16 protein-coding genes and 1 pseudogene are annotated in these 20,668 nt (G+C 69.4%); 9 read left to right on the top strand and 8 right to left on the bottom strand.

Annotated features, from left to right (window positions below; translation table 11 throughout):
* Nucleotides 1-8: 8 nt before the first annotated feature.
* Nucleotides 9-1,859: an ABC transporter ATP-binding protein gene (locus tag ACFPZ3_RS35775; protein ID WP_379518743.1), complete on the bottom strand. Its 1,851-nt coding sequence runs from the start codon at nucleotides 1,857-1,859 to the stop codon at nucleotides 9-11.
* Nucleotides 1,856-3,580: an ABC transporter ATP-binding protein gene (locus ACFPZ3_RS35780; RefSeq protein ID WP_379518744.1), complete on the bottom strand. Its 1,725-nt coding sequence runs from the start codon at nucleotides 3,578-3,580 to the stop codon at nucleotides 1,856-1,858. The genes ACFPZ3_RS35775 and ACFPZ3_RS35780 overlap by 4 nt, the downstream gene beginning before the upstream one ends.
* Nucleotides 3,581-3,718: 138 nt before the next feature.
* On the opposite strand from ACFPZ3_RS35780, the gene ACFPZ3_RS35785 reads away from it, so the two are divergent.
* The 3 genes from ACFPZ3_RS35785 to ACFPZ3_RS35795 all read left to right on the top strand — a co-directional run bounded on the left by ACFPZ3_RS35785 (nucleotide 3,719) and on the right by ACFPZ3_RS35795 (nucleotide 5,789).
* Nucleotides 3,719-3,958 carry an MFS transporter gene (locus tag ACFPZ3_RS35785; RefSeq protein WP_379518745.1) on the top strand — a complete coding sequence of 80 codons (240 nt, stop codon included), beginning with the start codon at nucleotides 3,719-3,721 and terminating at the stop codon, nucleotides 3,956-3,958.
* A complete protein-coding gene (locus ACFPZ3_RS35790) occupies nucleotides 3,955-4,428 on the top strand; it encodes a nucleoside deaminase (RefSeq protein WP_379518746.1) in 474 nt (157 codons plus the stop codon). The genes ACFPZ3_RS35785 and ACFPZ3_RS35790 overlap by 4 nt, the downstream gene beginning before the upstream one ends.
* A gap of 77 nt (nucleotides 4,429-4,505) precedes the next feature.
* Entirely contained in the window at nucleotides 4,506-5,789 is a 1,284-nt protein-coding gene (locus ACFPZ3_RS35795) for a sensor histidine kinase (protein ID WP_379518747.1), read from the top strand.
* Here ACFPZ3_RS35795 and ACFPZ3_RS35800 read toward each other — a convergent pair.
* The 3 genes from ACFPZ3_RS35800 to ACFPZ3_RS35810 form a co-directional block, all read right to left on the bottom strand.
* Nucleotides 5,685-8,753: an NACHT domain-containing protein gene (locus ACFPZ3_RS35800; protein ID WP_379518748.1), complete on the bottom strand. Its 3,069-nt coding sequence runs from the start codon at nucleotides 8,751-8,753 to the stop codon at nucleotides 5,685-5,687. The genes ACFPZ3_RS35795 and ACFPZ3_RS35800 overlap by 105 nt on opposite strands.
* 116 nt (nucleotides 8,754-8,869) lie before the next feature.
* Entirely contained in the window at nucleotides 8,870-9,322 is a 453-nt protein-coding gene (locus ACFPZ3_RS35805; protein ID WP_379518749.1) for an aggregation-promoting factor C-terminal-like domain-containing protein, read from the bottom strand.
* A 335-nt stretch (nucleotides 9,323-9,657) separates the two neighbouring features.
* Nucleotides 9,658-10,053 (bottom strand): aggregation-promoting factor C-terminal-like domain-containing protein, encoded by a 396-nt coding sequence (locus tag ACFPZ3_RS35810; RefSeq protein WP_379518750.1) that lies wholly within the window; start codon nucleotides 10,051-10,053, stop codon nucleotides 9,658-9,660.
* A 187-nt stretch (nucleotides 10,054-10,240) separates the two neighbouring features.
* Here ACFPZ3_RS35810 and ACFPZ3_RS35815 point away from each other — a divergent pair.
* Nucleotides 10,241-10,725: pseudogene (locus ACFPZ3_RS35815) on the top strand (glutathione peroxidase).
* 83 nt (nucleotides 10,726-10,808) lie between these two features.
* Nucleotides 10,809-11,933, top strand: a complete 1,125-nt coding sequence (locus ACFPZ3_RS35820; protein WP_379518751.1) for a 2,5-dihydroxypyridine 5,6-dioxygenase NicX family protein — start codon at nucleotides 10,809-10,811, stop codon at nucleotides 11,931-11,933.
* Between the two features lie 14 nt (nucleotides 11,934-11,947).
* Here ACFPZ3_RS35820 and ACFPZ3_RS35825 read toward each other — a convergent pair whose 3' ends face one another.
* Nucleotides 11,948-13,009 carry a LacI family DNA-binding transcriptional regulator gene (locus ACFPZ3_RS35825; protein WP_379518752.1) on the bottom strand — a complete coding sequence of 354 codons (1,062 nt, stop codon included), beginning with the start codon at nucleotides 13,007-13,009 and terminating at the stop codon, nucleotides 11,948-11,950.
* Nucleotides 13,010-13,188: 179 nt separating this feature from the next.
* Here ACFPZ3_RS35825 and ACFPZ3_RS35830 point away from each other — a divergent pair, with 179 nt between their 5' ends.
* Nucleotides 13,189-14,403 (top strand): ABC transporter ATP-binding protein, encoded by a 1,215-nt coding sequence (locus ACFPZ3_RS35830; RefSeq protein ID WP_379518753.1) that lies wholly within the window; start codon nucleotides 13,189-13,191, stop codon nucleotides 14,401-14,403.
* Nucleotides 14,404-14,495: 92 nt separating this feature from the next.
* Here ACFPZ3_RS35830 and ACFPZ3_RS35835 read toward each other — a convergent pair whose 3' ends face one another.
* The gene (locus ACFPZ3_RS35835; RefSeq protein WP_379518754.1) at nucleotides 14,496-15,245 is read right to left on the bottom strand and encodes an SDR family NAD(P)-dependent oxidoreductase; all 750 of its coding nucleotides are present in this window, start codon (nucleotides 15,243-15,245) and stop codon (nucleotides 14,496-14,498) included.
* A gap of 26 nt (nucleotides 15,246-15,271) precedes the next feature.
* Between ACFPZ3_RS35835 and ACFPZ3_RS35840 the strand changes: the two genes are divergently transcribed.
* Complete coding sequence (locus ACFPZ3_RS35840) at nucleotides 15,272-16,441, top strand: PQQ-dependent sugar dehydrogenase (RefSeq protein ID WP_379518755.1); 1,170 nt, start codon at nucleotides 15,272-15,274, stop codon at nucleotides 16,439-16,441.
* Here the strand turns inward: ACFPZ3_RS35840 and ACFPZ3_RS35845 are convergent.
* Nucleotides 16,401-16,736, bottom strand: coding sequence for a carboxymuconolactone decarboxylase family protein (locus ACFPZ3_RS35845; RefSeq protein WP_379518756.1), 336 nt, complete (start codon nucleotides 16,734-16,736; stop codon nucleotides 16,401-16,403). The genes ACFPZ3_RS35840 and ACFPZ3_RS35845 overlap by 41 nt on opposite strands.
* Before the next feature lie 247 nt (nucleotides 16,737-16,983).
* Here ACFPZ3_RS35845 and ACFPZ3_RS35850 point away from each other — a divergent pair, with 247 nt between their 5' ends.
* Together ACFPZ3_RS35850 and ACFPZ3_RS35855 are read left to right on the top strand one after the other, a co-directional pair.
* Nucleotides 16,984-17,661: a hypothetical protein gene (locus ACFPZ3_RS35850; RefSeq protein WP_379518757.1), complete on the top strand. Its 678-nt coding sequence runs from the start codon at nucleotides 16,984-16,986 to the stop codon at nucleotides 17,659-17,661.
* Nucleotides 17,662-17,671: 10 nt separating this feature from the next.
* Entirely contained in the window at nucleotides 17,672-20,644 is a 2,973-nt protein-coding gene (locus tag ACFPZ3_RS35855; protein WP_379518758.1) for an AAA family ATPase, read from the top strand.
* Nucleotides 20,645-20,668 lie beyond the last annotated feature (24 nt).

The raw sequence follows: 20,668 nt of genomic DNA on the forward strand, positions 1-20,668 counted from the left end.
CGTACGAGCTAGCTCAGGCTGTCCAGCCACGCCTGGTGCAGCCCCGCGAAGCGGCCCGAGGCGGCGATGAGCTGGTCCGGCGGCCCGTCCTCGACGATCCGGCCGCGCTCCATCACCAGCACCCTGTCGGCGATCTCCACGGTGGACAGCCGGTGCGCGATGATCAGCGCCGTCCGGTCGGCCAGGATCGTGCGCAGAGCGCGCTGCACCAGCCGCTCACTGGGCACGTCGAGGCTGGAGGTGGCCTCGTCGAGGATCAGCACGGCCGGGTCGGCGAGGAATGCCCGGGCGAACGCGACGAGCTGCCGCTGCCCCGCCGACATCCGGCCGCCGCGCTTGCCCACCTCGGTCTCGTAGCCGTCGGGCAGGCCCGAGATGAACTCGTGAGCCCCGATGGCCTTGGCCGCCTCGCGGATCTGGCGGTCGGTGGCATCGGGCCTGCCGAACCGGATGTTGTCCGAGACAGTGCCGCTGAACAGGAAGTTCTCCTGCGTCACCATGACCACGGCCTGCCGCAGCGTGGGCTCGTCGAGCGTACGCAGGTCGACGCCGTCGAGCAGCACGCGCCCGCCGGTCGGGTCGTAGAAGCGGGAGATCAGCTTGGCCAGTGTCGTCTTGCCCGCGCCCGTCGCGCCGACCAGCGCCACGCTCTGCCCGGCCGGGATCGTCAGGTCGAGGTCGGGCAGGATCGGCATCTCCTCGACGTAGGCGAACCTGACGTCCTCGAAACGCACCTTGCCGCGCGCCCTGCCCTGGGGCAGCGCCTCCGGCTCGCGCGGCTCGGGCACGCCGGGCTCCTCGTCGAGCACGCCGGACAACTTCTCCAGCGCCGCGCCGGCCGACTGCAGCGTGTTGTAGAACTGGCTGACCTCCTGCATCGGCTCGTAGAACTGGCGCAGGTACAGCAGGAACGCGGCCAGCACACCGACCTTGACCTCTCCCTGGAGGGCCAGCCAGCCGCCGTACATGAGCACCCCGCCGATCGTCATGTTGCCGATCAGCTTGATGCCGGTCATGAACGTCGCGCCGAGCTGCATGCTGCGCGCGTTCGCACCCCGGTAGTCGTCGTTGAGCTGCTGGAAGATCTCCTGGTTGCGCGGCTCCCTGCGGAAGGCCTGCACCGCGCGGATGCCGGTCATCGACTCCACGAAGTGCACGATGACCAGGGCGACCGTCTCCCGTGTACGGCGGTAGACGATCGCCGACTGCCGCCGGAACCACGTGGTGAACAGCAGCAGCAACGGCAGCGGCACCAGCGCCAGCAGGCCGAGGTGCACATCCAGCACCAGCAGCAGCACCGCCGTGCCCACCATGGTCAGCACGGCCTTGACCAGCGCGTCGAACCCCGACTGCAGCAGCTCGGCGATGGCCTCGATGTCGGAGGTCAGCCGCGAGATGACGCGGCCCGAGGTGTACTTCTCGTGGAAGCTCAGCGACAGCCGCTGGAAGTGGTCGAACACCCGCCTGCGCAGCTCCAGCAGGATGCTCTGGCCGATCGTCCCCGACAGCCGCAGGAACGCCTGCCGAGTCAGCGCCTGCGTGATCGCCGCGGCCAGGATCACCCCGACCACGGTCAGCAGGACGGTCGCCCCGGTGCCGCGCATGATCGGCGGGATGCCCTCGTCGATGCCCACCGAGACCAGGAAGGGGATCGACAGGCCGGCCGCGTTGGAGACCACGATGATCGAGACGAGCAGCGCGATCTTCTTCCGGTACGGCTTGAGCAGGTCGCCGAGCAGCCGCCGCGAGCGCGCCCGCAGCAGCACGGACACCTTCTCCGTCAGCTCGTCCTGGTCCTCGGAGGCGACGCCGCGCCAGGACGAAGCGGCCGTCTGCTTCTCCGGAGCCGTCATCGTCATCGCAGAGCCCCTTCTGAAGCGTCGTCGAAGTCGGCGTCCTGGGCCAGCAGTTCCCGGTATTCGGGAACCTGCGCCAGCAGTTCGTGGTGCAGCCCGACGTGCGTGATCGTGCCGCCGCGTAGCAGCGCGACCTTGTCGGCCAGCAGCACCGTGGAGGCGCGGTGGGCGACCACGATGCCGGTCGCCTCGCGCAGCACGTGCCGCAGCGCCTCCTCCACCAGGGCCTCGGTCTCGACGTCGAGCGCGGACAGCGTGTCGTCGAGCACCAGGATGCGGGGCGTGCTCAGCACGGCCCTGGCCAGGGCGAGCCGCTGCCGCTGCCCGCCGGACAGGGACAACCCCTGCTCGCCGATGCGGGTGTCGAGGCCCCAGGGCAGGTCGTAGACGAACATGGCCTGCGCGGTCTGGACGGCCTCGGCCAGCTCCTCCTCGGTGGCGTCGAGCCGGCCGAGCGTGAGGTTCTCGCGCACGCTCATCGAGAACAGCGTGGGCTCCTCGAACGCCGTCGCCACCACCGAGCGCAGTGTCTTCAGGTCGAGGTCGCGCACGTCGTGCCCGTCGATCGTGACCCGGCCGGAGGTGGGGTCGATCAGGCGGGGCACCAGCGCGGTCATGGTGGTCTTGCCCGCGCCGGTCGCGCCCACGATGGCGACCGTCTCGCCAGGGCTCACGTCCAGCCAGACGTCGTGCAGCACCGGCTCCTCGGAGTCGGTGAAGCGGAAGCCGACGCCCTCGAAGCGCAGATGGCCGCGGGGCTGGTCGATGGTGCCGGCGCCGCCCTCGATGGCCGGGACGGTGTCCATGACCTCCATGAGGCGGTCGGCGGAGGTCATGGCCTCCTGAGCCATGGCCAGGATGTAGCCGAGGCTCGCGATGGGCCAGACGAGCTGCAACATCAGTGTGGTGAAGGCGACGAGCGCGCCCAGGGTGAGCCCGCCGGAGCCGACGGCCAGCGCGCCGAGCAGCAGCACCAGGGCCAGCGTGATGTTGGGGATGATCTCCAGGAAGGAGAAGAACCTGGCCGACAGGCGCACCTTGTTCATCGACGTGCCGTACACCTTGAGCGCGGCGTCGTCGAAGCGGTCGTAGACGTGGTGGCGGCGGCCGAACGCCTTGATCGTGCGGATGCCGATCGCGGACTCCTCGACGAGCGTGGCGAGGTCGCCCTGCTCGTCCTGGACCTGGCGGGAGATCTTGATGTAGCGCTTCTCGAAGCGCAGCGAGGTCCACACGATCGGCACGGCGGAGGCCAGCACCAGCAGCCCGAGCGGCCAGTACTTGTTCGTCAGCAGCACGGTGACCGTGATGAGCTGCAGGATGTTCATGACCAGGAAGAGCATGCCGAAGCCGAGGAAGCGGCGGATGGTCGACAGGTCGGTCGTGGCCCTGGACAACAGCTGCCCGGACTGCCAGTCACCGTGGAAGCCCATGGGCAGGCGCTGCAGGTGCTCGTAGAGCTCGTCGCGGAGTCTGGTCTCCAGGCCGAGCACCGGTTTGACCTGCGCCCACCGGCGCAGAAAGATCAACAGGGCCTCGACGACGCCGACGCCGATCGCGAGCAGGCCGAGCGGGAGCAGCCCGGAGGAGTCTCCGTGAGCCACAGGGCCGTCGATGACCTTCTCGCTGATCAGCGGGAGTGAGATGGCGGCGGCGATGCCGATCAGCGCGGCCAGCCAGATGAAGACTAATCTGACGACGTAGGGGCGGAGATAGGACTTCATCCGCCAGAGGGAGTTGGAAGACAGCAGGGGACGGCGAGGTTCGTGCGTATCGGGAGGCATCCCATCTAGGCTAATACGTCGGATCAACCGATTTTCTGTGGCCCCATGGAGGGTTTTCTGTACGTGACGTGGGGAAACGTGAACGATCGTGCACTGCTGCTGGCCGGCGGCACCCTCGGTGACCGCTACGGGCACCGGCGCCTGGTCACGATCGGCTTCGCCGTCTTCGGCCTCGCCTCCGCCGCCTGCGCCCTCGCCCCCGGGATCTGGCCGCTGGTGGCCGCCCGCGTCGTGCAGGGCGCGGGCGCCGCGCTCCTCCTGCCCGGCACGCTCGCCGTGATCACCCGGCTCACACTCGTCAGTAAGGGGGAATCATGATCGACCCATCGGAGCTGCCGCACCTGCGGCGCTGCGTGGAACTCGCCTCGCGGGCCCTGGAGGCAGGCGACGAGCCGTTCGGCTCGGTGCTGGTCTCCGGCGACGGCGCGGTCCTGGCCGAGGATCACAACCACGTGGCCTCGGGAGATCGCACCCAGCATCCGGAGTTCGCGCTCGCCCGCTGGTCGGCCGAGCACCTGACGCCGGAGGAGCGGGCCGCGGCCACCGTCTACACCTCCGGCGAGCATTGCCCGATGTGCGCCGCCGCGCACGCCTGGGTGGGTCTGGGGCGCATCGTGTACGTCGCCTCGTCGGCCCAGCTCGCCGCCTGGCTGGCCGAGTGGGGCGTGCCCGCGCCGCCCGTGCGCACGCTGCCGGTCAACGACGTCGCCCCCGGCGTGATCGTCGAGGGCCCGGTGCCAGAACTGGCGGACGAGGTACGCGAGCTACATCGCCGTTTCTCCCACTGACGGCGGTTTGACCTGCGGTTTGTACGCTACGTGACACAGTCGTACACATGGTGCGCGGGCACTCCATCAGAGCTCGGATGACGATCGCGACGGTGTTGTCGTTCGGCGTCCTGCTTCTGGCCGGGGCGATGGTGATCTCGCTTACGTACCCGGTGTGGGCCAGGGCCAGTCTCATCCGGCAGGCGGCGAGCGCCAGCAGGCACCTCAACACGATCGTCGACAAGCACCGTTTCAGCGCGCCGATCCAGCCGCAGAAGGGCGTGCAGCTCCTGCAGATCGTGGACGCCGGCGGCCGGGTGGTGGCCGCGAACGCCGGGCTCGCCGGCCGTCCGCCGCTCACCCCCGCCCGGCCCACCGGCGGCGACTCGCAGGTCGAGGACCGGGTGTGCTTCCCCGACGGCTGCGTGATCGTGGTGGGGATCAGCAACCGCTCCACCGTCTACGGCCCGGTCGTGGCCTACGCGGCCATGCGCGAGCCGTTCCTGCTGAGGTCGTCCTTCCTGCCCGTGCTCCTGTTCGGCTCCTCCGCCGGGCTGCTCGCGCTGATGGCCTGGGCCACCTGGTACGGGGTCGGCCGCGTGCTGGCCCCCGTGGAAGCCATCCGGCGCGGGCTGGAGCGCATCAGCGCCGAGGACCTCAGCCGGCGCGTCGAGGTGCCTCCCAGCCGGGACGAGGTGGCCGAACTGGCCGCCACCGTCAACGACACGCTGAGCCGGCTGGAGGACGCCGTCGACCGGCACCGGCGGTTCGTCTCCGACGCCTCCCATGAGCTGCGTACGCCGATCACGGCTCTGATGGTGCGGCTGGAGGCGGGGCTCGACGAGCGGACCGAGGCGGACTGGCGGGCGGCGATCGACGATGCGCGCCGGCTGTCCGACATCGTGCAGGACCTGCTGCTGATGGCCCGGCTGGATGCCGTGGCGTCGGTCGAGCACGAGCGGACCGACCTGGGGCTGCTGGTCGAGGAGGAGGTGTCGCGGCGGCCGGGGCGGCTGCCGGTCACCTTGGACCTCGAGCCCGGGGTGGTCGTGCGGGGGAACCGGCTGCGGCTGGCCCGGGTGTTCACGAACCTGCTGTCCAACGCCGACCGGTACGGGGATCGCCTGATCCGCGTCTCCGTGCGGAGGCAGGGGAACGAGGCGGTGCTGAAGGTGGTGGACGACGGGCCGGGGATTCCCGAGGAGATGCGGGAGCGGGTGTTCGAGCGGTTCACGCGGCTCGATCGCACCCGGTCCAGGGACACCGGGGGGAGCGGGCTAGGGCTGCCCATCGCCCGCGACATCGCCAGGGCGCACGGAGGAGAGCTCATGATCGCCGATGGGCCGGAGACCTGCCTGCTCCTTCGCCTTCCGCGCGACTAGCTCGGTCAGCTCCGGGGGCACGCGGACATCTCCACGGTCCTCCAGGACCCGCAGGATGCGCTCCAGACGATCGGGGCCGGTCCACCGCAGGCAGGCCAGATGAAGCAGGCTGATCACCTCGTTGCCCGGCAGTTCGCGGGCGTCCACCTCCAGTTGCCGTAGCACCCGGTCGACATAGTTCCAGTTCGGCCCGTCGGCCAGGGCCCGGAAGTACCTGCGGACGTCGGGCCCGTGGCTGAGCAGGAGCGCCAGCAGATCCGCGACGTGCGTGTCCGGGTGGGCCTCCAGGCTCGGGCCGATCTCCACCGCGTAGGGGACCAGGTCGGCGAAGAGATGGCCGAGCGTGGTGTCGTCGCGAAAGGCGATCTCACGCATCCAGATCGAGTCGTTCGACGTCAGCCCGTAGCCGAGGTCCCGGGAGCGGTCCGGCCAGGTGAAGAAGACCAGGTCGTGGAGGTCGATGGTCGGGTCGCGGTCGAACGCCACCTCCATCGTCCTGCTCTCGTCGCGAACGGAGTGGCGGACCCGGATCGTGCGGGTGAGCGACTCCCACTCGGCCCGGGTGAGCTGGGAGTGCCACAGCCGGGCGATCCTGCGCCACAGCTCGTTCGCGGCCTCCGGCTTGCCGGTCCCGAAGAGGTCCATGCCTTCGAGCGGCTCGTCCGACGACAGCACGGCCAGCAGCATCAGGTTGACGCTGTAGGCGGCGCACCGGGCCGTCACCTCGGCCCGCACCGGCCGGTAGGTCTCGTCGTAGGGGGATCCGGGCCTGGCCATGAGCGACCCCGAGAAGAGCTCGCACAGGTGCCGGGTGAGCGGCGCGCGCCGGTCGGCCGGGATGGCGCGGGTGAGGCCGTACCTGAGGAAGTCCACGGTGGGGGCGCGGACGACGAGGGCCGCGTACGACAGCAGCGCGTGCAGGTAGGCGTCATCCGGCCGCCGGTCGAAGCGGCGGCGGGACTCGGCGATCGCCAGATCCTCCGCCAGGTCGGCCAGTTCCCTGATGATCAGCCGGGCCACCAGGTACTCGCCGAACGTGGCGTGCAGGAACTCGTAGGTCTTGAGCTTCTCCGACTCGCGCAGGGCCTGGGTGGTGTGGACGAAGAAGAAGCTGCCGATGACGCCTTCCGCCCGGCTCAGGGGACGCCGGAAGCTCCGGGGTCGCTGGATTTCGTGGGGGAGCAGGGCTCGCAGGTCGGCGTCCAGGTCGGTCTCGGCGATCCACTGCAGTCCGCGGTTGAACATCGCGAACGCCGTGATCGACAGGCGCAGCAGCTCGTCCTCCACGGCCCGCGACATCTCCTCCTCCGTGAGGTCGTCGCGGGTCTTCGCGATCTCGCGGGCGGCGAAGCGGCACAGCAGCCGCTCATAGAGCTCCGACTCGTGGAGGTCCTCGCGCATGTTCCGCAGGGCGTTGGCGTCGGCGTCGTACAGGGCGAGCATCAGCAGGAGCAGCGGCTGCTCGGCGAGCTTCGGCACGGTCAGGACCTTGTCCACCGGTAGCGTCTGGAGGCCGCGTTCCTGGAAATATCGGTGGTTGTCGTGATTCCAGGCGGCGATCCACTGATGGACCTGGTCGTCGTCGAACGGCTCCAGGCGGATGACGTAGGAGTCCTCGGGCAGCCGCGCCCGGTCGGCGACCGCGGTCCGGGAGGTGACGATGACCGCCAGCGCCCTGCCCTTCTCCGCCTGGGCGCGCTGGAACAGGGCGACCTTCTCGATGTAGTCCGTCTGGTTCACCCCGGTCGCCTGCAGCAGTTCGTCGAAGCCGTCGAGCATGACGACCGGCAGCGCGCCCTCGGCCGCGTGCACGAAGTCGGGCCAGGACATCGGCTCGTCCAGCGCGGCCCTGATGCCGTGCTCGACCTGCGCCAGCACGTCGCCGTCCGCGGGGACGCCGCGCAACTCGACCCTGAGCGGGAGGAACTCGGTGGCGGGCAGACGGGCCGCCAGCATGCGGGTCAGCACGGACTTGCCCGCGCCCGGCTGGCCGAGCACCAGGAGCGGCGCCTCGGTGGCCTGCGGCAGCGTGAGATGCCCTGACAGGAAGGCGTCGAGGTCACGCCGGCGGGGGAACTTCGCCCACGTCTCCTCCGAGGAGACCAGGTGGTGCCAGGCGGGCGCCAGCAGGCGGTAGCCCGGATTGACGTAGCCCTGATCCAGCACGGGGATCGTCATCCCGCTCGGTGTGCGCGCCGAGGACACGATCGGGCGGCCGAGCGAGGCCCGGTTCGAGTGGATCAGCGCCGCCAGCCGGTCGGACGGGCTTCGGGTGGCGGGAATCCCGGCGAGTTGCTCCTGGATGCCCGCCAGGCCCCAGGCCAGCTTTCTGACCTCGGTCCTGGTGGCCTGGTGATCGAGGCGGTCGCACCAGCATGCCACCTCGGGGAACTCGGCGACGAGGCGCCGGAACAACTCCTCGTAGCGGCGCAGCGCCCTGGGCCGGATGTCGCGGGGCAGCCTGGCGCGCGTGGTCTCGTCCCAGCTGTCCCAGCGGGCGAGCCCGGGCAGGAAGCCGAGCAGCGTGTCGGTGCAGACGCCGTAGAGGATGTCGAGCTCGTCCAGCACGTGTTCGTACGGGAGGGCAGGGGTGGGCCGCGGCAGATGGAGGTCGATCAAATGGCCCATGGTGTCGTCGCCGATGAGCCTGCGCTGGTCCTCCGGGGTGAGCTCGCGCAGCACATCCACCTCGCCGAGCGCCTCCAGGTAGGCCGTGATCACGATGACCGCGTGCGCCGCCGCCAGGCGTCGCGTGGCGTCGTACCGGCTCAGGCCCTTGACCTTGTCGCGCAGCCCGCGGATGAACGCGTCGCCCAGCCGCACCGCCTCCGCGCGCGCGTCGAACAGGTCGATCGCGCCGAGCCCGAACAGCGCCACGGACGACGCCTTGTCCAGGACGTTCGTGATCGTGCTCGGCCCGCCGAGCAGTGCCACGGCGTCGCGGTAGGTCAGAATCTGGCGCAAGGCAGGGCTCCTGTAGATCGTCGCCTTACCAGTGTGCCGAAAACGGCTGATCCAGAGGGTGGGTTAGACGCGAGGAGGGCATCCGGTGAGCTTCCCCGGATGCCCTCCGGAGCGTGCTAGTACCAGTTGTGCGATCTCCAGTGCGCCCAGGCGCCGCAAGGTCTGCTGTACCTCCCCTTGATGTAGGCGAGACCCCAGCGGATCTGTGTCTCGGGGTTGGATTTCCAGTCGCGCCCCGCGCCGCTCATCTTGCCGGCGGGCAGGGCCTGCGGGATGCCGTACGCGCCCGACGAGTGGTTGAGCGCGCGATGGTTCCAGTTGCTCTCCCGGGTCCACAGGTTGTCCAGACAGCGGAACTCCTGGTAGTTCCAGGAGCGCTGGACGACCTGGCCCAGGGCGATCTTCTTGTTCTTGTTGGCCGGCCGCATGGCCGACATCTTCGGTTGCGCTGACGTGGTCCAGACCCTGGTCTTGACCGAAGGCGCCGACTCGGCCAGAGCCGGCGTGATCGTGGCGAGTGCCGCGGTGACAGTGATGAGAGTGCCGCTGAGCGCGCGTTTGCTGTCCAAATCGATCCTTGCTATCGGGTCGCGTGCGGACGGGCGCACTCAGCCGGCGCCCTGCCGGTCCGCGTCCGTGGCTCGGACGTGGAGGGTCCGCGCGGCCCTCCGGGATCTCTGTGTCCGCCCGGTCGTGCTGGGCGGCCCGGAGGGCGCCGCGACGTGTCCTCTAGCACGATTCCTATTACGCGCGGTCACCGCGGGTCATACACCGGGACACGCGCAGGACAGGTGTTTGTGTGATCGTTGCGGATAAAAGGTCGGCTCGCTGGAGCGGGATTGCCCGATCCGCCGCCTGGTTGGGCGGCCCTTGCCGGAAACAGCGCGTAAGCCTGGGGTTTGGCTCAGTACCAACTGTGGGATTGGAAGTGCCCCCAGGCGCGACACGGGGAGCCGTAGCGCTGCTTGATGTAGCCGAGGCCCCACTTGATCTGCGTGCGGGGGTTGGTGCGCCAGTCGCCGCCTGAGGAGGCCATCTTGTGGCCGGGAAGCGCCTGCGGGATGCCGTAGGCGCCGGAGCGATTGCCTGCGCGGTGGTTCCAGCCGCTCTCTCTGTGCCAGAGCAGTACCAGGCACGCGAACTGGGCCTGGCTCCAGCCTCGATCGGCCACCATGGGCCGGGCGATGGACTTGTTACTGCTGCTTGCCTGGGAGCTCTGCGCCTGTGCGGCCGAGGCGCCGCCTGCCGCCACCAGGGTGGCGGTCAGGACCAGGACGCCGGTACGGCGGAGCATGGGCATGCGGGTTCCCTTTCGAGGGGGTTCGTGGACCGCGCCACAGTGCCCGATGGGTTCCCTTTACAGCGAATTGACCATGAAAAGGTAGATCGTCAGTAAAGATCTCGATATATACCTTTTTCTGGGGGTTTGCCGGGAAAATGAGGACTGCGTCACAATCCGGTCCTGACTCGTTCTGTAGGGTCGAACCATGAGCCTCAGCGACATCCCGCTTCGCACCCTCACGGACGCCCCCACCACATTGGGGGAGCTGGCGGCCGGCAAGCCCGCCCTCATCGTCAACGTGGCCTCCCGATGCGGCCTGACTCCGCAGTACGGCGGCCTCGTCGAGCTCCAGCGGCTGTACGGCCCGCGCGGCTTCACGGTGATCGGCATGCCCTGCAACCAGTTCGCCGGCCAGGAGCCCGGCACGGCCGAGGAGATCCAGCAGTTCTGCGTCGCCACGTACGGATGGACTTTCCGCTCCTGGAGAAGGCCGACGTCAACGGCCCCGCCCGGCACCCGCTCTACACCGAGCTGACCCAGGCCCCCGACGAGCAGGGGGAGGCGGGCGACGTGCAGTGGAACTTCGAGAAGTTCCTGGTGGACGAGGAGGGCCGGGTCGTGTCCCGCTTCCGCCCCCGCACCACCCCTGAGGACCCCGCGGTCACCTCGGCGATCGAGAAGCTCCTCTGACACCGGGCGGGTCAGAGGGCGGCTACACCGGGTAGTGCTACCAGCGCGAAGCGTAGGCAGCAGTGGAACCCAGGGAGCGCGCCATGACGACCAGCCCGTACGCGGGATCGCCCTTCAGCTACGTCGCCGAGCCGGCCGTGGCCCCGTACTCGATCGTCGAGCTGATGCCCGGCGCGCGCAATCTGTGCGACTACGCAGGGCTGGCGGCCGGCGAACGCGTCCTGCTGCTCATGGAGCACACCGTCGATCCCGTCGTCGTGCAGGCCATCGCGGCGGCGGCGGCGCTGCGTGACGCGGAGGTGCGCATCCTGTCGGTGCCGCCGTTCAGCGCCGGGGGGTGGGACAGGCAGGCGGAGCTGCCGATCGAGGCGGCCGCCTTCCAGCAGGCCGACGTCGTGATCAGCGGCACCTGGTGGGGCGAGGTGCACACGGCGCCGCTGTTCTTCGACCAGATCAGCTCCCGTTCCGCCCGCTTCCTGTCCCTGCACATGACCGCCACGGCGGGCGCGCTGCTGACCGGCGCCCGGCTGCCCCCCGAGGTCTTCTACGCGCTGCTGCGGCGAGCGCTGCGGCAGCTCTCGACGGCCACCTCGATCAGGGTGACCTCCGCGCGCGGCACCGACCTGACGTTCTCGGGGCTGACCTTCGAGACCGACCCCGGCGGCGCGCTGCGGCCCGGCGACTGGCGGCCGTTCCCGTACGGCGGCGCGAACTTCTGGCCGACCGGCACCGAGGGTGTTCTCGTCGTGGAGGACAGCACGGTCACCGGCGTGCCGGAGGAGCCGCTGCGCATCACGCTGGAAGGCAACGTGGTCCGCAAGATCGAGGGCGGGGCCGCCGCCCGGCAGCTACGCCGCTACGCCCCCGACGGCTTCTACATGCGGCACGCCCTGTTCGGCCTGAACCCGAAGGTGCGCCTGGCGGGCGGCACGCAGTTCGAGCGGGAGAAGCACGCCGGGGCCTTCTACTGCGGCCTCGACGGCCTGACCGACGGGGCGCCGGTCACCACGGGGCCCGGCTTCGCCCACTGCGACTGCCAGGTGGACCGGCCGACCGTGGTGGTGGACGGGCAGGTGTTCGTCGAGCAGGGGCGGCTGCTGATGCTGGACGAGCCGGAGATCAGGGAGGCCGCCGCCCGGTTCGGCCCGCCGGAGGTGATCCTCGACGACAACCCGGTCATGATCCTGCCCCGCCGCTACACCGGCTGAGACCGCGTCCCGGCTCAGCGGTGCGGGCCGCAGCTGCCGCGGATGATGAGCTCGGTGGGCAGGACCACCCCGCGGGGTCTGCGGCCGCCTGAGCGCAGGACGAGCTCGGCGGCGCGGTAGCCCATGTCGCGGCCGGGCTGGGCGATGACCGTCAGGGGCGGGGAGCAGAGCTCGGCCCAGGGGACGTCGTCGTACATCACCAGGGACACGTCTCTCGGCACCCGGAGGTCGAGCTCGCGGGCGGCCAGCACCGCCGCCTCCCCGAGCACGTTCCCCCCGGCCACCACGGCCGACAGGTCGGGGCGGCTCTGGAAGAGGCCGGAGGCGGCCGCGTAGGCCGAGTCGCGGCTGCCGGTGCCGAAGACGACCAGTTCCTCGTCCACCGGCGCCCCCACCGCCTCCCTGAAGGCCGTCACCCGGCGGTCGTGGCCGGGGCCGCCGAGGAAGGCGATGCGCTTGTGGCCGAGGCCGCGCAGGTAGCGGACCGCCGTACGGATGCCGGCCCGGTCGTCGGCCAGCACCGACGGCACGTCCAGGGGACGGGGCCGGACGGCGGAGGAGAGGCCGTCGAGGAGCATGAGGTCGTTGACCGCCGTCGTGGAGGGGTCGTCGTCGGAGGAGGGACGGGCGGGGAGGCGGTCGGCGAAGACCACGGTCATGCCGGCGCGGATGGCCGGGGCCCAGGTCTCCTCATCGCCCGACGGCACGGCGATGAGCCGGTCGACGCTCTGCTCCAGCAGCATGCCGATCAGCTCGGACTCCTGCTCCGGGTCGCCGGCGGTGGAGCCGAGCACGACGTGCTCGCCCGCCGAGCGGGCGTACGCGAGCACGCCCTCGGCGAGCTGGGCGTGGAAGGTGTCGGTCAGGTCGGGGACGAGCAGGCCCATGCCGCCGGTGCGGCGCTGGCGCAGGTTGCGGCCCAGTGCGCTGGGGCGGTAGTCGAGCTGGGCGGCGGCGGCCAGGACGCGCTCTCTGGTCTGCGGGCTGGCCGAGCCGCCGGACAACACCCGGGACACGGTCGCGACGCCCACGCCGGCCGCCTCGGCCACATCCTTGATCGTCGCCCGCCTCTCCATGGAAACGATTCCATCATGGTTCCGCGGAAACGGGAAGACGGCGGGGCCGACAACGGCTGGTCACGCTGTAACCCTTGACACCGATGTCCGTTTCGGGTGAGATGCTTGAAAACGTATCCACTTTGGTGGGGACTCGGCAACAACATCCGGGCCACAGCCCTGGAGCGCGAAGGAATGTCATGGCATCCATCGTTCTGACGAACGTCGACAAGATCTACGCCGGTGGCGTAAAGGCCGTGGACGGGCTCAACCTTGAGATCAAGGATGGCGAGTTCATGGTGCTGGTCGGTCCCTCCGGTTGCGGTAAGTCGACCGCGCTCCGGATGATCGCCGGCCTGGAGGACATCAGCGGCGGAGAGATCTCCATCGGCGAGAAGGTCGTCAACCATCTCCCGCCCAAGGACCGCGACATCGCGATGGTCTTCCAGAACTACGCGCTCTACCCCCACATGACGGTGGAGGAGAACCTGGCGTTCGGCCTCAAGCTTCGCAAGATGCCCAAGCCGGAGATTCAGAAGCGCGTCAACGACGCCGCCAAGATGCTCGGCCTGGAGACCTACCTCAAGCGCAAGCCGGCCGCCCTCTCCGGTGGTCAGCGCCAGCGTGTCGCCATGGGCCGCGCCATCGTCCGTGAGCCGCAGGCCTTCCTCATGGACGAGCCGCTGTCCAACCTGGACGCCAAGCTCCGCGTCTCCATGCGCGCCTCGCTCAACCAGATGCACGAGCGCCTCGGCGTCACCACCGTGTACGTCACCCACGACCAGGTCGAGGCCATGACCCTCGGCGACCGCGTCTGCGTCCTGCGCGACGGCCTCCTGCAGCAGGTCGACACCCCGCAGAACCTGTTCGACAAGCCGGTCAACCTGTTCGTCGCCGGCTTCATGGGCTCGCCCTCGATGAACTTCGCCACCGCCGAACTGGTCCGCGGCGACGACGGCTCGGCCGTGACCTTCGCCGACATCAAGCTGACGATCCCCGAGTCGACCTTCACCGACAAGCCGGGCCTCGACCAGTACGTCGGCAAGAAGGTCATCCTCGGCATCCGCCCCTCCGACTTCGAGGACGCCAGCTCGGCCGGCAACCACGCCAACGGCTGGGCCACGCTCCCCGTCAAGGCGGAGGTCACCGAGGAGCTGGGCTCCGAGATCAACGTCCTGTTCCTGATCGACGCCCCGCCGGTCGAGCACAAGGACACCGTCGCCGCCGCCGACACCGGTGACGACGAGGAGGCCGCGCTGCCGCTGTCGGGCGACAAGTCCCTGTGGACCGCCCGCGTCAACGCCCGCAGCCACGTGCGCCCCGGCCAGACCATCGACCTGGTCCTCGACGCGCACAACCTGCACTTCTTCGACCCGACCTCGGGTCTGTCGATCGGGCACGAGGCCAACCGCTGAGCCCGGCCGACACCTGATTCCCGGCCGTGGGCGACGCTCACGGCCGCTCGGGCCCCCACCGCGACCCCCTCCCGCGGCGGGGGCCCGTTTTCTCATCGGCCGATGCGCGAGGACACCATGGACTGCACACTGCGCGGCACGAAGCGGCCGACCGCCACGATCGCCTTGTAACGCAGGTCGGGGACCGAGACCCGCTTACCCAGGGCCAGGTCGCGCATCGCCTCGCGCACCACGTCGTCGGCCTTGAGCCACAGGAACCCGGGGATGCCCGAGGTGTCCATCGAGGCCCGCTGGTGGAACTCGGTACGCACGAAGCCGGGACACAGCGCCATGATCCTGACGCGCGAGCCGCCCACCGCGTTCGCGGCGGACTCGCTGAAGTTCACCACCCACGCCTTGGACGCGCTGTAGGTGCTCCGGGCGAAGAACGCCGCCACCGACGCCACGTTGACGATCGCGCCCCGCTCACGCTCCCGCATGCCGGGCAGCGCCGCCAGCGTCAGCCGCAGCACCGCCTCGCAGTGCACCTTGAGCATGCGGACCTCATGCTCGACCGGCACGTGCGGGAAGGCGCCCGGGTTGCCGAACCCGGCGTTGTTCACCAGCAGGTCCACACCCTCGTGCAGGCGTGACTCCACCTTGGCCAGGCCCTCCTCGGTGGCCAGGTCGGCGGGCAGCACCTCGACGTTCACGCCGTACCTGAGCTTGAGCTGGTCGGCGGCCTTGGCGAGGCGGAGCTCGTCCCGCGCCACGAGGACGAGCGAATATGCGTCGGCGGCCAGGCGCCGCGCGAAGGCGGCGCCGAGGCCGGCGGTCGCGCCAGTGATCAATGCGGTAGGCATGCCTGAACCCTAACGTCCATGGCAGGATGAGCAGCGTGCGCCTCGTCGTGGCCGTGCTCATCCTCGTGGCCCTCACCGCCTGTACGACCGTCCAGCCGCCCGCCGCCGGGCCGGCCACCCAAGCGCCTCCGGCGACGACCACCCAAGCGCCTCCAGCGACGACCACCGCCGCGCCGGCGGCTCCTGCCAAGGCGGGTGAGCTGCGGTTCGAGAAGATCGCCACGCTGGAGCAGCCGGTCGCGTTCGCCGTGCGCGAGGGTGACGAGCGGCTCTACGTCGCCGAGCAGACCGGCAAGCTTCGCACCTCCGACGGCAAGACGGTGATCGACCTGTCCCGCGAGGTGAGCACGGGCAACGAGCAGGGGCTGCTCGGCGTGGCGTTCCACCCCACGGGCCGCTGGGTCTACCTCGACTGGACCGACGCGAGCGGCGACACGCACGTCACCGAATGGGCCTACGACGGCGCCCGCGCCACCGCCAGGCGCGACGTGCTCACCCAGGACCAGCCCTACGCCAACCACAACGGCGGCCAGCTCGCCTTCGGTCCCGACGGCCACCTCTACATCGCGCTGGGCGACGGCGGCAGCGGGGGCGACCCGGAGGGCAACGGCCAGGACCTCGGGACGCTGCTGGGCAAGATCCTGCGCATCGACCCGCGCGGGGAGCCGTACAAGGTGCCGGAGGACAACCCGTTCGCGGGCAAGGAGGGGGCGCGGCCGGAGATCTGGGCGTACGGCCTGCGCAACCCCTGGCGGTTCGGCTTCGACCGCGACACGGGTGATCTGTGGATCGGCGACGTCGGGCAGAACGCGTGGGAGGAGGTCGACCACCAGCCCGCCGGCTCGAAGGGCGGCGAGAACTACGGCTGGAACCTGCGCGAGGGCAAGAGCGCCTTCCGCGACGGCAAGGCCGGCGACCTGGTCGACCCGGTGATCGTCTATCCGCTGGGCGAGGGCGGCAACTGCTCGGTCATCGCCGGATTCGTCTATCGCGGCGAGAAGATCCCCTGGTTGCGGGGGCAGTTCCTGTACGGCGACTTCTGCGCCGGGTGGGTCAGAGCCGCGCCTGCGGACGATCTCGGGGACGCGGCCGAGGTCGGCAAGGTGGATCAGCTCTCCTCGTTCGGGGAGGGCCCCGACGGCGAGTTGTACGCGCTCAGCCTGCAGGGCCCCCTCTACCGGATCGACCCTGCCTGACCCGCTCGATGAGCTCCTCCACCTGCTCGTTCAGCTTGGCTCCCCGGGTCCAGCCGGCGTAGTGGGTCAGGAAGACCACCACCTCGCGGAGTTCGGTCTCGCTCAACTCGCCGGCCCGCAGGGCGACGTCGAGCTGAACGTCCGTCATGTCGTGCAGTCCCTGGCCGACGAGCAGCCCGAGAAGGAGCAGGCGGCGCTCCCTGACCGACAGGACCGAACGCGACCAGAGGTCGGCGAACTGGCGCTCGGCGGTCATGCCGAAGGAGTCCACGGTCTCCATTGCGGGTTCTGTCATTTGTTCACTCCGAGGGTCGGTAGGGATCCTCATATCTTTCGCTACTTCCCGAGATGAACCAATGGGGGGTTGCATGAACGTTGTAGCGGAGTGCCGCAGCCCCGGCACGCAGGGCTTTTTGATCTGTAACAAGTAAAGCCAATGTACGGGCAAGATTTGGTCAAGATTTTCCATCGCACATTGGGCTCGTTCCGCCTGAAAGCGGGCACAACAACTCCGTTGGTCCGTAAAGCGGAGGTAAGCCCTGGTGAAAAAAGCACGGGCTTTGATCGCGCTCCTGGCCGCGATCCTGGTGCTGTCCGCCTGCGGGCAGCCTGAGTTCACCTACGTGCACGACAAGGCCGGTACGACGTACTTCAAGGTGCCCGCCACGTTCACGCAGCTCGACGCGTACCCGATCGAGCTGTACCTGTCCGGTGACCACCCCAACTCGCAGTCGGCGCTGCTGCGGGCGCAGCGGGTCTGGTCGACGGCCTTCGACCAGTCCACGGATCCGTCGGTCAACCACCTGCTCGGCTCGCCGGAACCGTTCGTCTACGCCGCCGTGCACCAGCTCACGGAGGAGCAACGGGATGCGGTCTCCCTGAACAGGCTGCGCGACTTCATCCTGCCGGTGACGGACCAGGTGCGCACGCTTTACCTGCAACAGGCCGCGACGGTCGGCCAGACGCCGATGTTCAACCGCTTCGAGCCCATCAGCGACGAGGTTCTGACCCTGGACCACGGCGCCAGGGGAGTCCACGTCCGCTTCAACTACCAGATCGGCAACGACATCCAGACGTTCGACCACACGGCCATTCTCGACGAGAAGGGCGCCACGGTCTCCGTCATGCTCATCGGCTGCCAGTCGGTCTGTTTCAGGAAGCGCGGCGCCGAGTTCGACAAGATCGCGAATTCTTTCAAGCTGCTCCGGCTGCCTGGATGAGGGAGCACCATTGACCACGACGATTCACCATGAAGGGCTGCGTGCCCCGGGCAGCGGGCCTTCCGATCCGGAATCCGTGACCAGGAAGAAGATGCAGTTCTGGGATCGGAGCAAGTTCCTCATCGTCCTCGTGCTGGCCTACCTCGTCCTCACGTGGAAGGTGATGGCGGACTTCGAGGGCGTCATCACCTTTCCCCAGGCGGCCCAGCAGATCGCGTTCGCCTATCCATGGATCTTCTGGTTGCTCGGCGCGGAGGCCCTGCGGCAACTGCACTTCTTCGTCAGCGAGCACTGGTCGGCCTACCACCGCTTCTGGAGCCAGAAGGTCTTCGGCGGCTTCGAACGCTGGACGCACCGGCGTTTCGACGACTGGACGCGCTTCCGCCTCGCGCGGGCGCTGAAGATCGCCTTCTTCATCATCCTGATCGCCCTGGTGCTGGGGGCGGTGCTGGACGTCGCCCCGTTCACCGCCCTGATGCAGGCGCCGGCGCTGATCTGGCAGGCGCTGCCGTTCTTCCTGCAGATCGTCTTCCTGTTCTTCGTCGTCATCATCCAGTTCGTCGGCCTGTTCTGGTTCCTGTCCAGGGGCGGCGTCGAGACGTACTTCCCCGACGACATCAAGACGCGCTTCAACGACGTGTGGGGGCAGGACCACGTGGTCGAGCGCGTCCAGGAGAACATCGTCTTCCTGGAGCGGCCCGACGAGATCGAGAAGCGCGGCGGGTACGTCCCCAGCGGCCTGCTGCTCTGGGGCCCGCCGGGAACGGGCAAGACGCTGATGGCCGAGGCCGTGGCCGGTGAGACCGGCAAGCCGTACGTGTTCGTGGATCCGGGCGCGTTCACGAACATGTTCATGGGCGTCGGCATCCTCAAGGTCAAAGGACTGTTCAGGAAACTGCGCAAACTGGCGCTCCGGTACGGCGGCGTGATCGTCTTCTTCGACGAGGCCGACTCCCTCGGCAAGCGCGGCCGCCTGGCCCAGCAGGGCCCGCCCGGCCAGGGCGGCGGCTTCTCCGGCCTTTCCGGCGTGGCCGGCTGCCACGGCACGAACTACATGTCCGAGGCCACCCGCCAGATCCTCGCCTTCGGCGGCGGGCGGCAGGGCGAGGAGGAGCCGGGCCTGCGCAACCGCTTCTTCATGGGCGGAGGCATGAACGGCAGTGGCGACCCTGGCACGCTCCAGGCGCTGCTCACCGAGTTGTCCGGGCTCAAGAAGCCGCGCGGGTTCTTCAACCGGCTCGTACGGCGGCTACTCGGCATGCGGCCCAAGCCACCGCCCAAATACCGCATCCTCGTCATGATGGCCACGAACCGGCCCGACGCGCTCGACGAGGCACTGCTGCGGCCGGGTCGCATCGACCGCATCTACAAGGTCGGATACCCCTCCAAGGCCGGACGGGTGCGCACGTACCAGGGCTACTTCGACAAGGTCCTGCACGAGCTCACCCCCAAGCAGATCGACAAACTGGCCACGATCACCCCGTACGCCACCGGCGCCACGATCAAGGACCTGGTCAACGAGTCGCTCATCACCGCCATCAGGGACGGCCGCGAGATCATCACCTGGTCGGACGTGCTGCGGGCCAAGCGGCTCAAGCAACTCGGGCCGCCCGAGGACGTCGAGTACATCGAGCGCGAGCGGCACGCCGTCGCCGTCCACGAGGCATGCCACGCCGTCGTCGCGTACGTGACCCGCTTCCACCTCGAGATCGACATCGCCACCATCGAGAAGGGCGCCGACTACCTGGGCATGGTCGCCTCGATCAAGCCCGAGGACCAGTTCACCCGGTGGAAGTCCGAGCACGAGGCCGACATCATGGTCTCCCTGGCCTCGCTGGCCGGCGAGCGCATGTTCTTCGGCGAGGACAACTCCTCGGGCGTCTCCGGCGACCTGTACTCGGCCACGTACCTGACCGCGATGATGGAGTCGTACTGGGGCATGGGCTCCGGCGTCACCTCGCTGCCCGCGCTCCAGGAGCTGGAGATCATGGGCGGCAAGGCCATGCGCAAGCGCGGCCCCGGCATCGGCATCGGCATCACCGACAGGGAACCGGCCAGGAGCCAGTCGGACCTGACGCCCGACGTGCTCGGGGAGCGCATCGAGTTCAACCTCGTCCGGCTGCTGGAGCGGACCGAGGAGTTGCTGCAGGAGCACCGCAGGGAGGTGCTCTGCCTGGCGCACGCGCTGGAGACGCACAAGACGCTCAACGGTGACGACGTGATCGCCATCCTCCGGGGCGAGGTCGGGCCGCTCATCGACGGGACGATCTACGCTTCCGACGATCTCTATCAGGAGCTGGAGGAGTACCACCGGGACGCGGCCAGGGCGCACAAGGAGCACAGCCACATCGACCGGGAGCTGCCCGGGCGGATGGAGCCGGTCGAGGCCGAGCCGGTCTCCGTCGGCGGTCCGTTCCAGGCGGTTCAGGTGGCCCAGTCCCCGGTGATCCAGTCGTCGGTGATCGAGGCGCCGCCGATCGTCCGGCCGCCGATCCAGCCTTCGGGGGAGCACTCCGATCGGCCTGAGTTCGTGCCCTGGGCGGCTGTCACCCCGTCGGCTGTGCCGCCCGTGCCCATCGTGGTGGGCATGCCCGCCGCCACCCCGGCTCCCGTTCCGCCCGCGCGGCGGGGCATGGGGCGGGTCTGGCTGGTCATCGCCTGCCTGCTCGGGCTGCTGGTGTTGTCCGTCATCGCCGCGCTCGCCGTCACCGGCACGCTGTCGGTGGGCTCCACCGCGGCCGCCGGATCCTCGGTGGCCTCGCCGGGGCTGCTGCTCCTGCTGTTCGTCATAGTCGTGGCGGTGATCGTGGGCGCCGGGCTGGCGTTCGTGGCGATCAAGGGTGTCCGCACGGCGCAGGCCAAGGCGGAGCAGGAACGGGACCAGGCCCACGCCAGGGCCCAGCTCCTGGCCGCGGCGATGGATCCGGACACGGCCATGCGGCTGCTCGGGTACGACGGCAACGGCACGGACCGGCGTACCTGAGGTTCGACATGACCGGGTCTGGGC

The organism is Nonomuraea insulae, from assembly GCF_042656245.1.

What these genes read in the sequence shown, in the direction of transcription:
- ACFPZ3_RS35795 (WP_379518747.1), top strand. Translation starts at nt 4,506, where the DNA reads ATGACGATCGCGACGGTGTTGTCGTTCGGCGTCCTGCTTCTGGCCGGG.
- ACFPZ3_RS35775 (WP_379518743.1), bottom strand. Translation starts at nt 1,859, where the DNA reads ATGACGATGACGGCTCCGGAGAAGCAGACGGCCGCTTCGTCCTGGCGC.
- ACFPZ3_RS35780 (WP_379518744.1), bottom strand. Translation starts at nt 3,580, where the DNA reads ATGAAGTCCTATCTCCGCCCCTACGTCGTCAGATTAGTCTTCATCTGG.
- ACFPZ3_RS35810 (WP_379518750.1), bottom strand. Translation starts at nt 10,053, where the DNA reads ATGCCCATGCTCCGCCGTACCGGCGTCCTGGTCCTGACCGCCACCCTG.
- ACFPZ3_RS35820 (WP_379518751.1), top strand. Translation starts at nt 10,809, where the DNA reads ATGACGACCAGCCCGTACGCGGGATCGCCCTTCAGCTACGTCGCCGAG.
- ACFPZ3_RS35845 (WP_379518756.1), bottom strand. Translation starts at nt 16,736, where the DNA reads ATGACAGAACCCGCAATGGAGACCGTGGACTCCTTCGGCATGACCGCC.
- ACFPZ3_RS35830 (WP_379518753.1), top strand. Translation starts at nt 13,189, where the DNA reads ATGGCATCCATCGTTCTGACGAACGTCGACAAGATCTACGCCGGTGGC.
- ACFPZ3_RS35825 (WP_379518752.1), bottom strand. Translation starts at nt 13,009, where the DNA reads ATGGAGAGGCGGGCGACGATCAAGGATGTGGCCGAGGCGGCCGGCGTG.
- ACFPZ3_RS35790 (WP_379518746.1), top strand. Translation starts at nt 3,955, where the DNA reads ATGATCGACCCATCGGAGCTGCCGCACCTGCGGCGCTGCGTGGAACTC.
- ACFPZ3_RS35835 (WP_379518754.1), bottom strand. Translation starts at nt 15,245, where the DNA reads ATGCCTACCGCATTGATCACTGGCGCGACCGCCGGCCTCGGCGCCGCC.
- ACFPZ3_RS35840 (WP_379518755.1), top strand. Translation starts at nt 15,272, where the DNA reads ATGAGCAGCGTGCGCCTCGTCGTGGCCGTGCTCATCCTCGTGGCCCTC.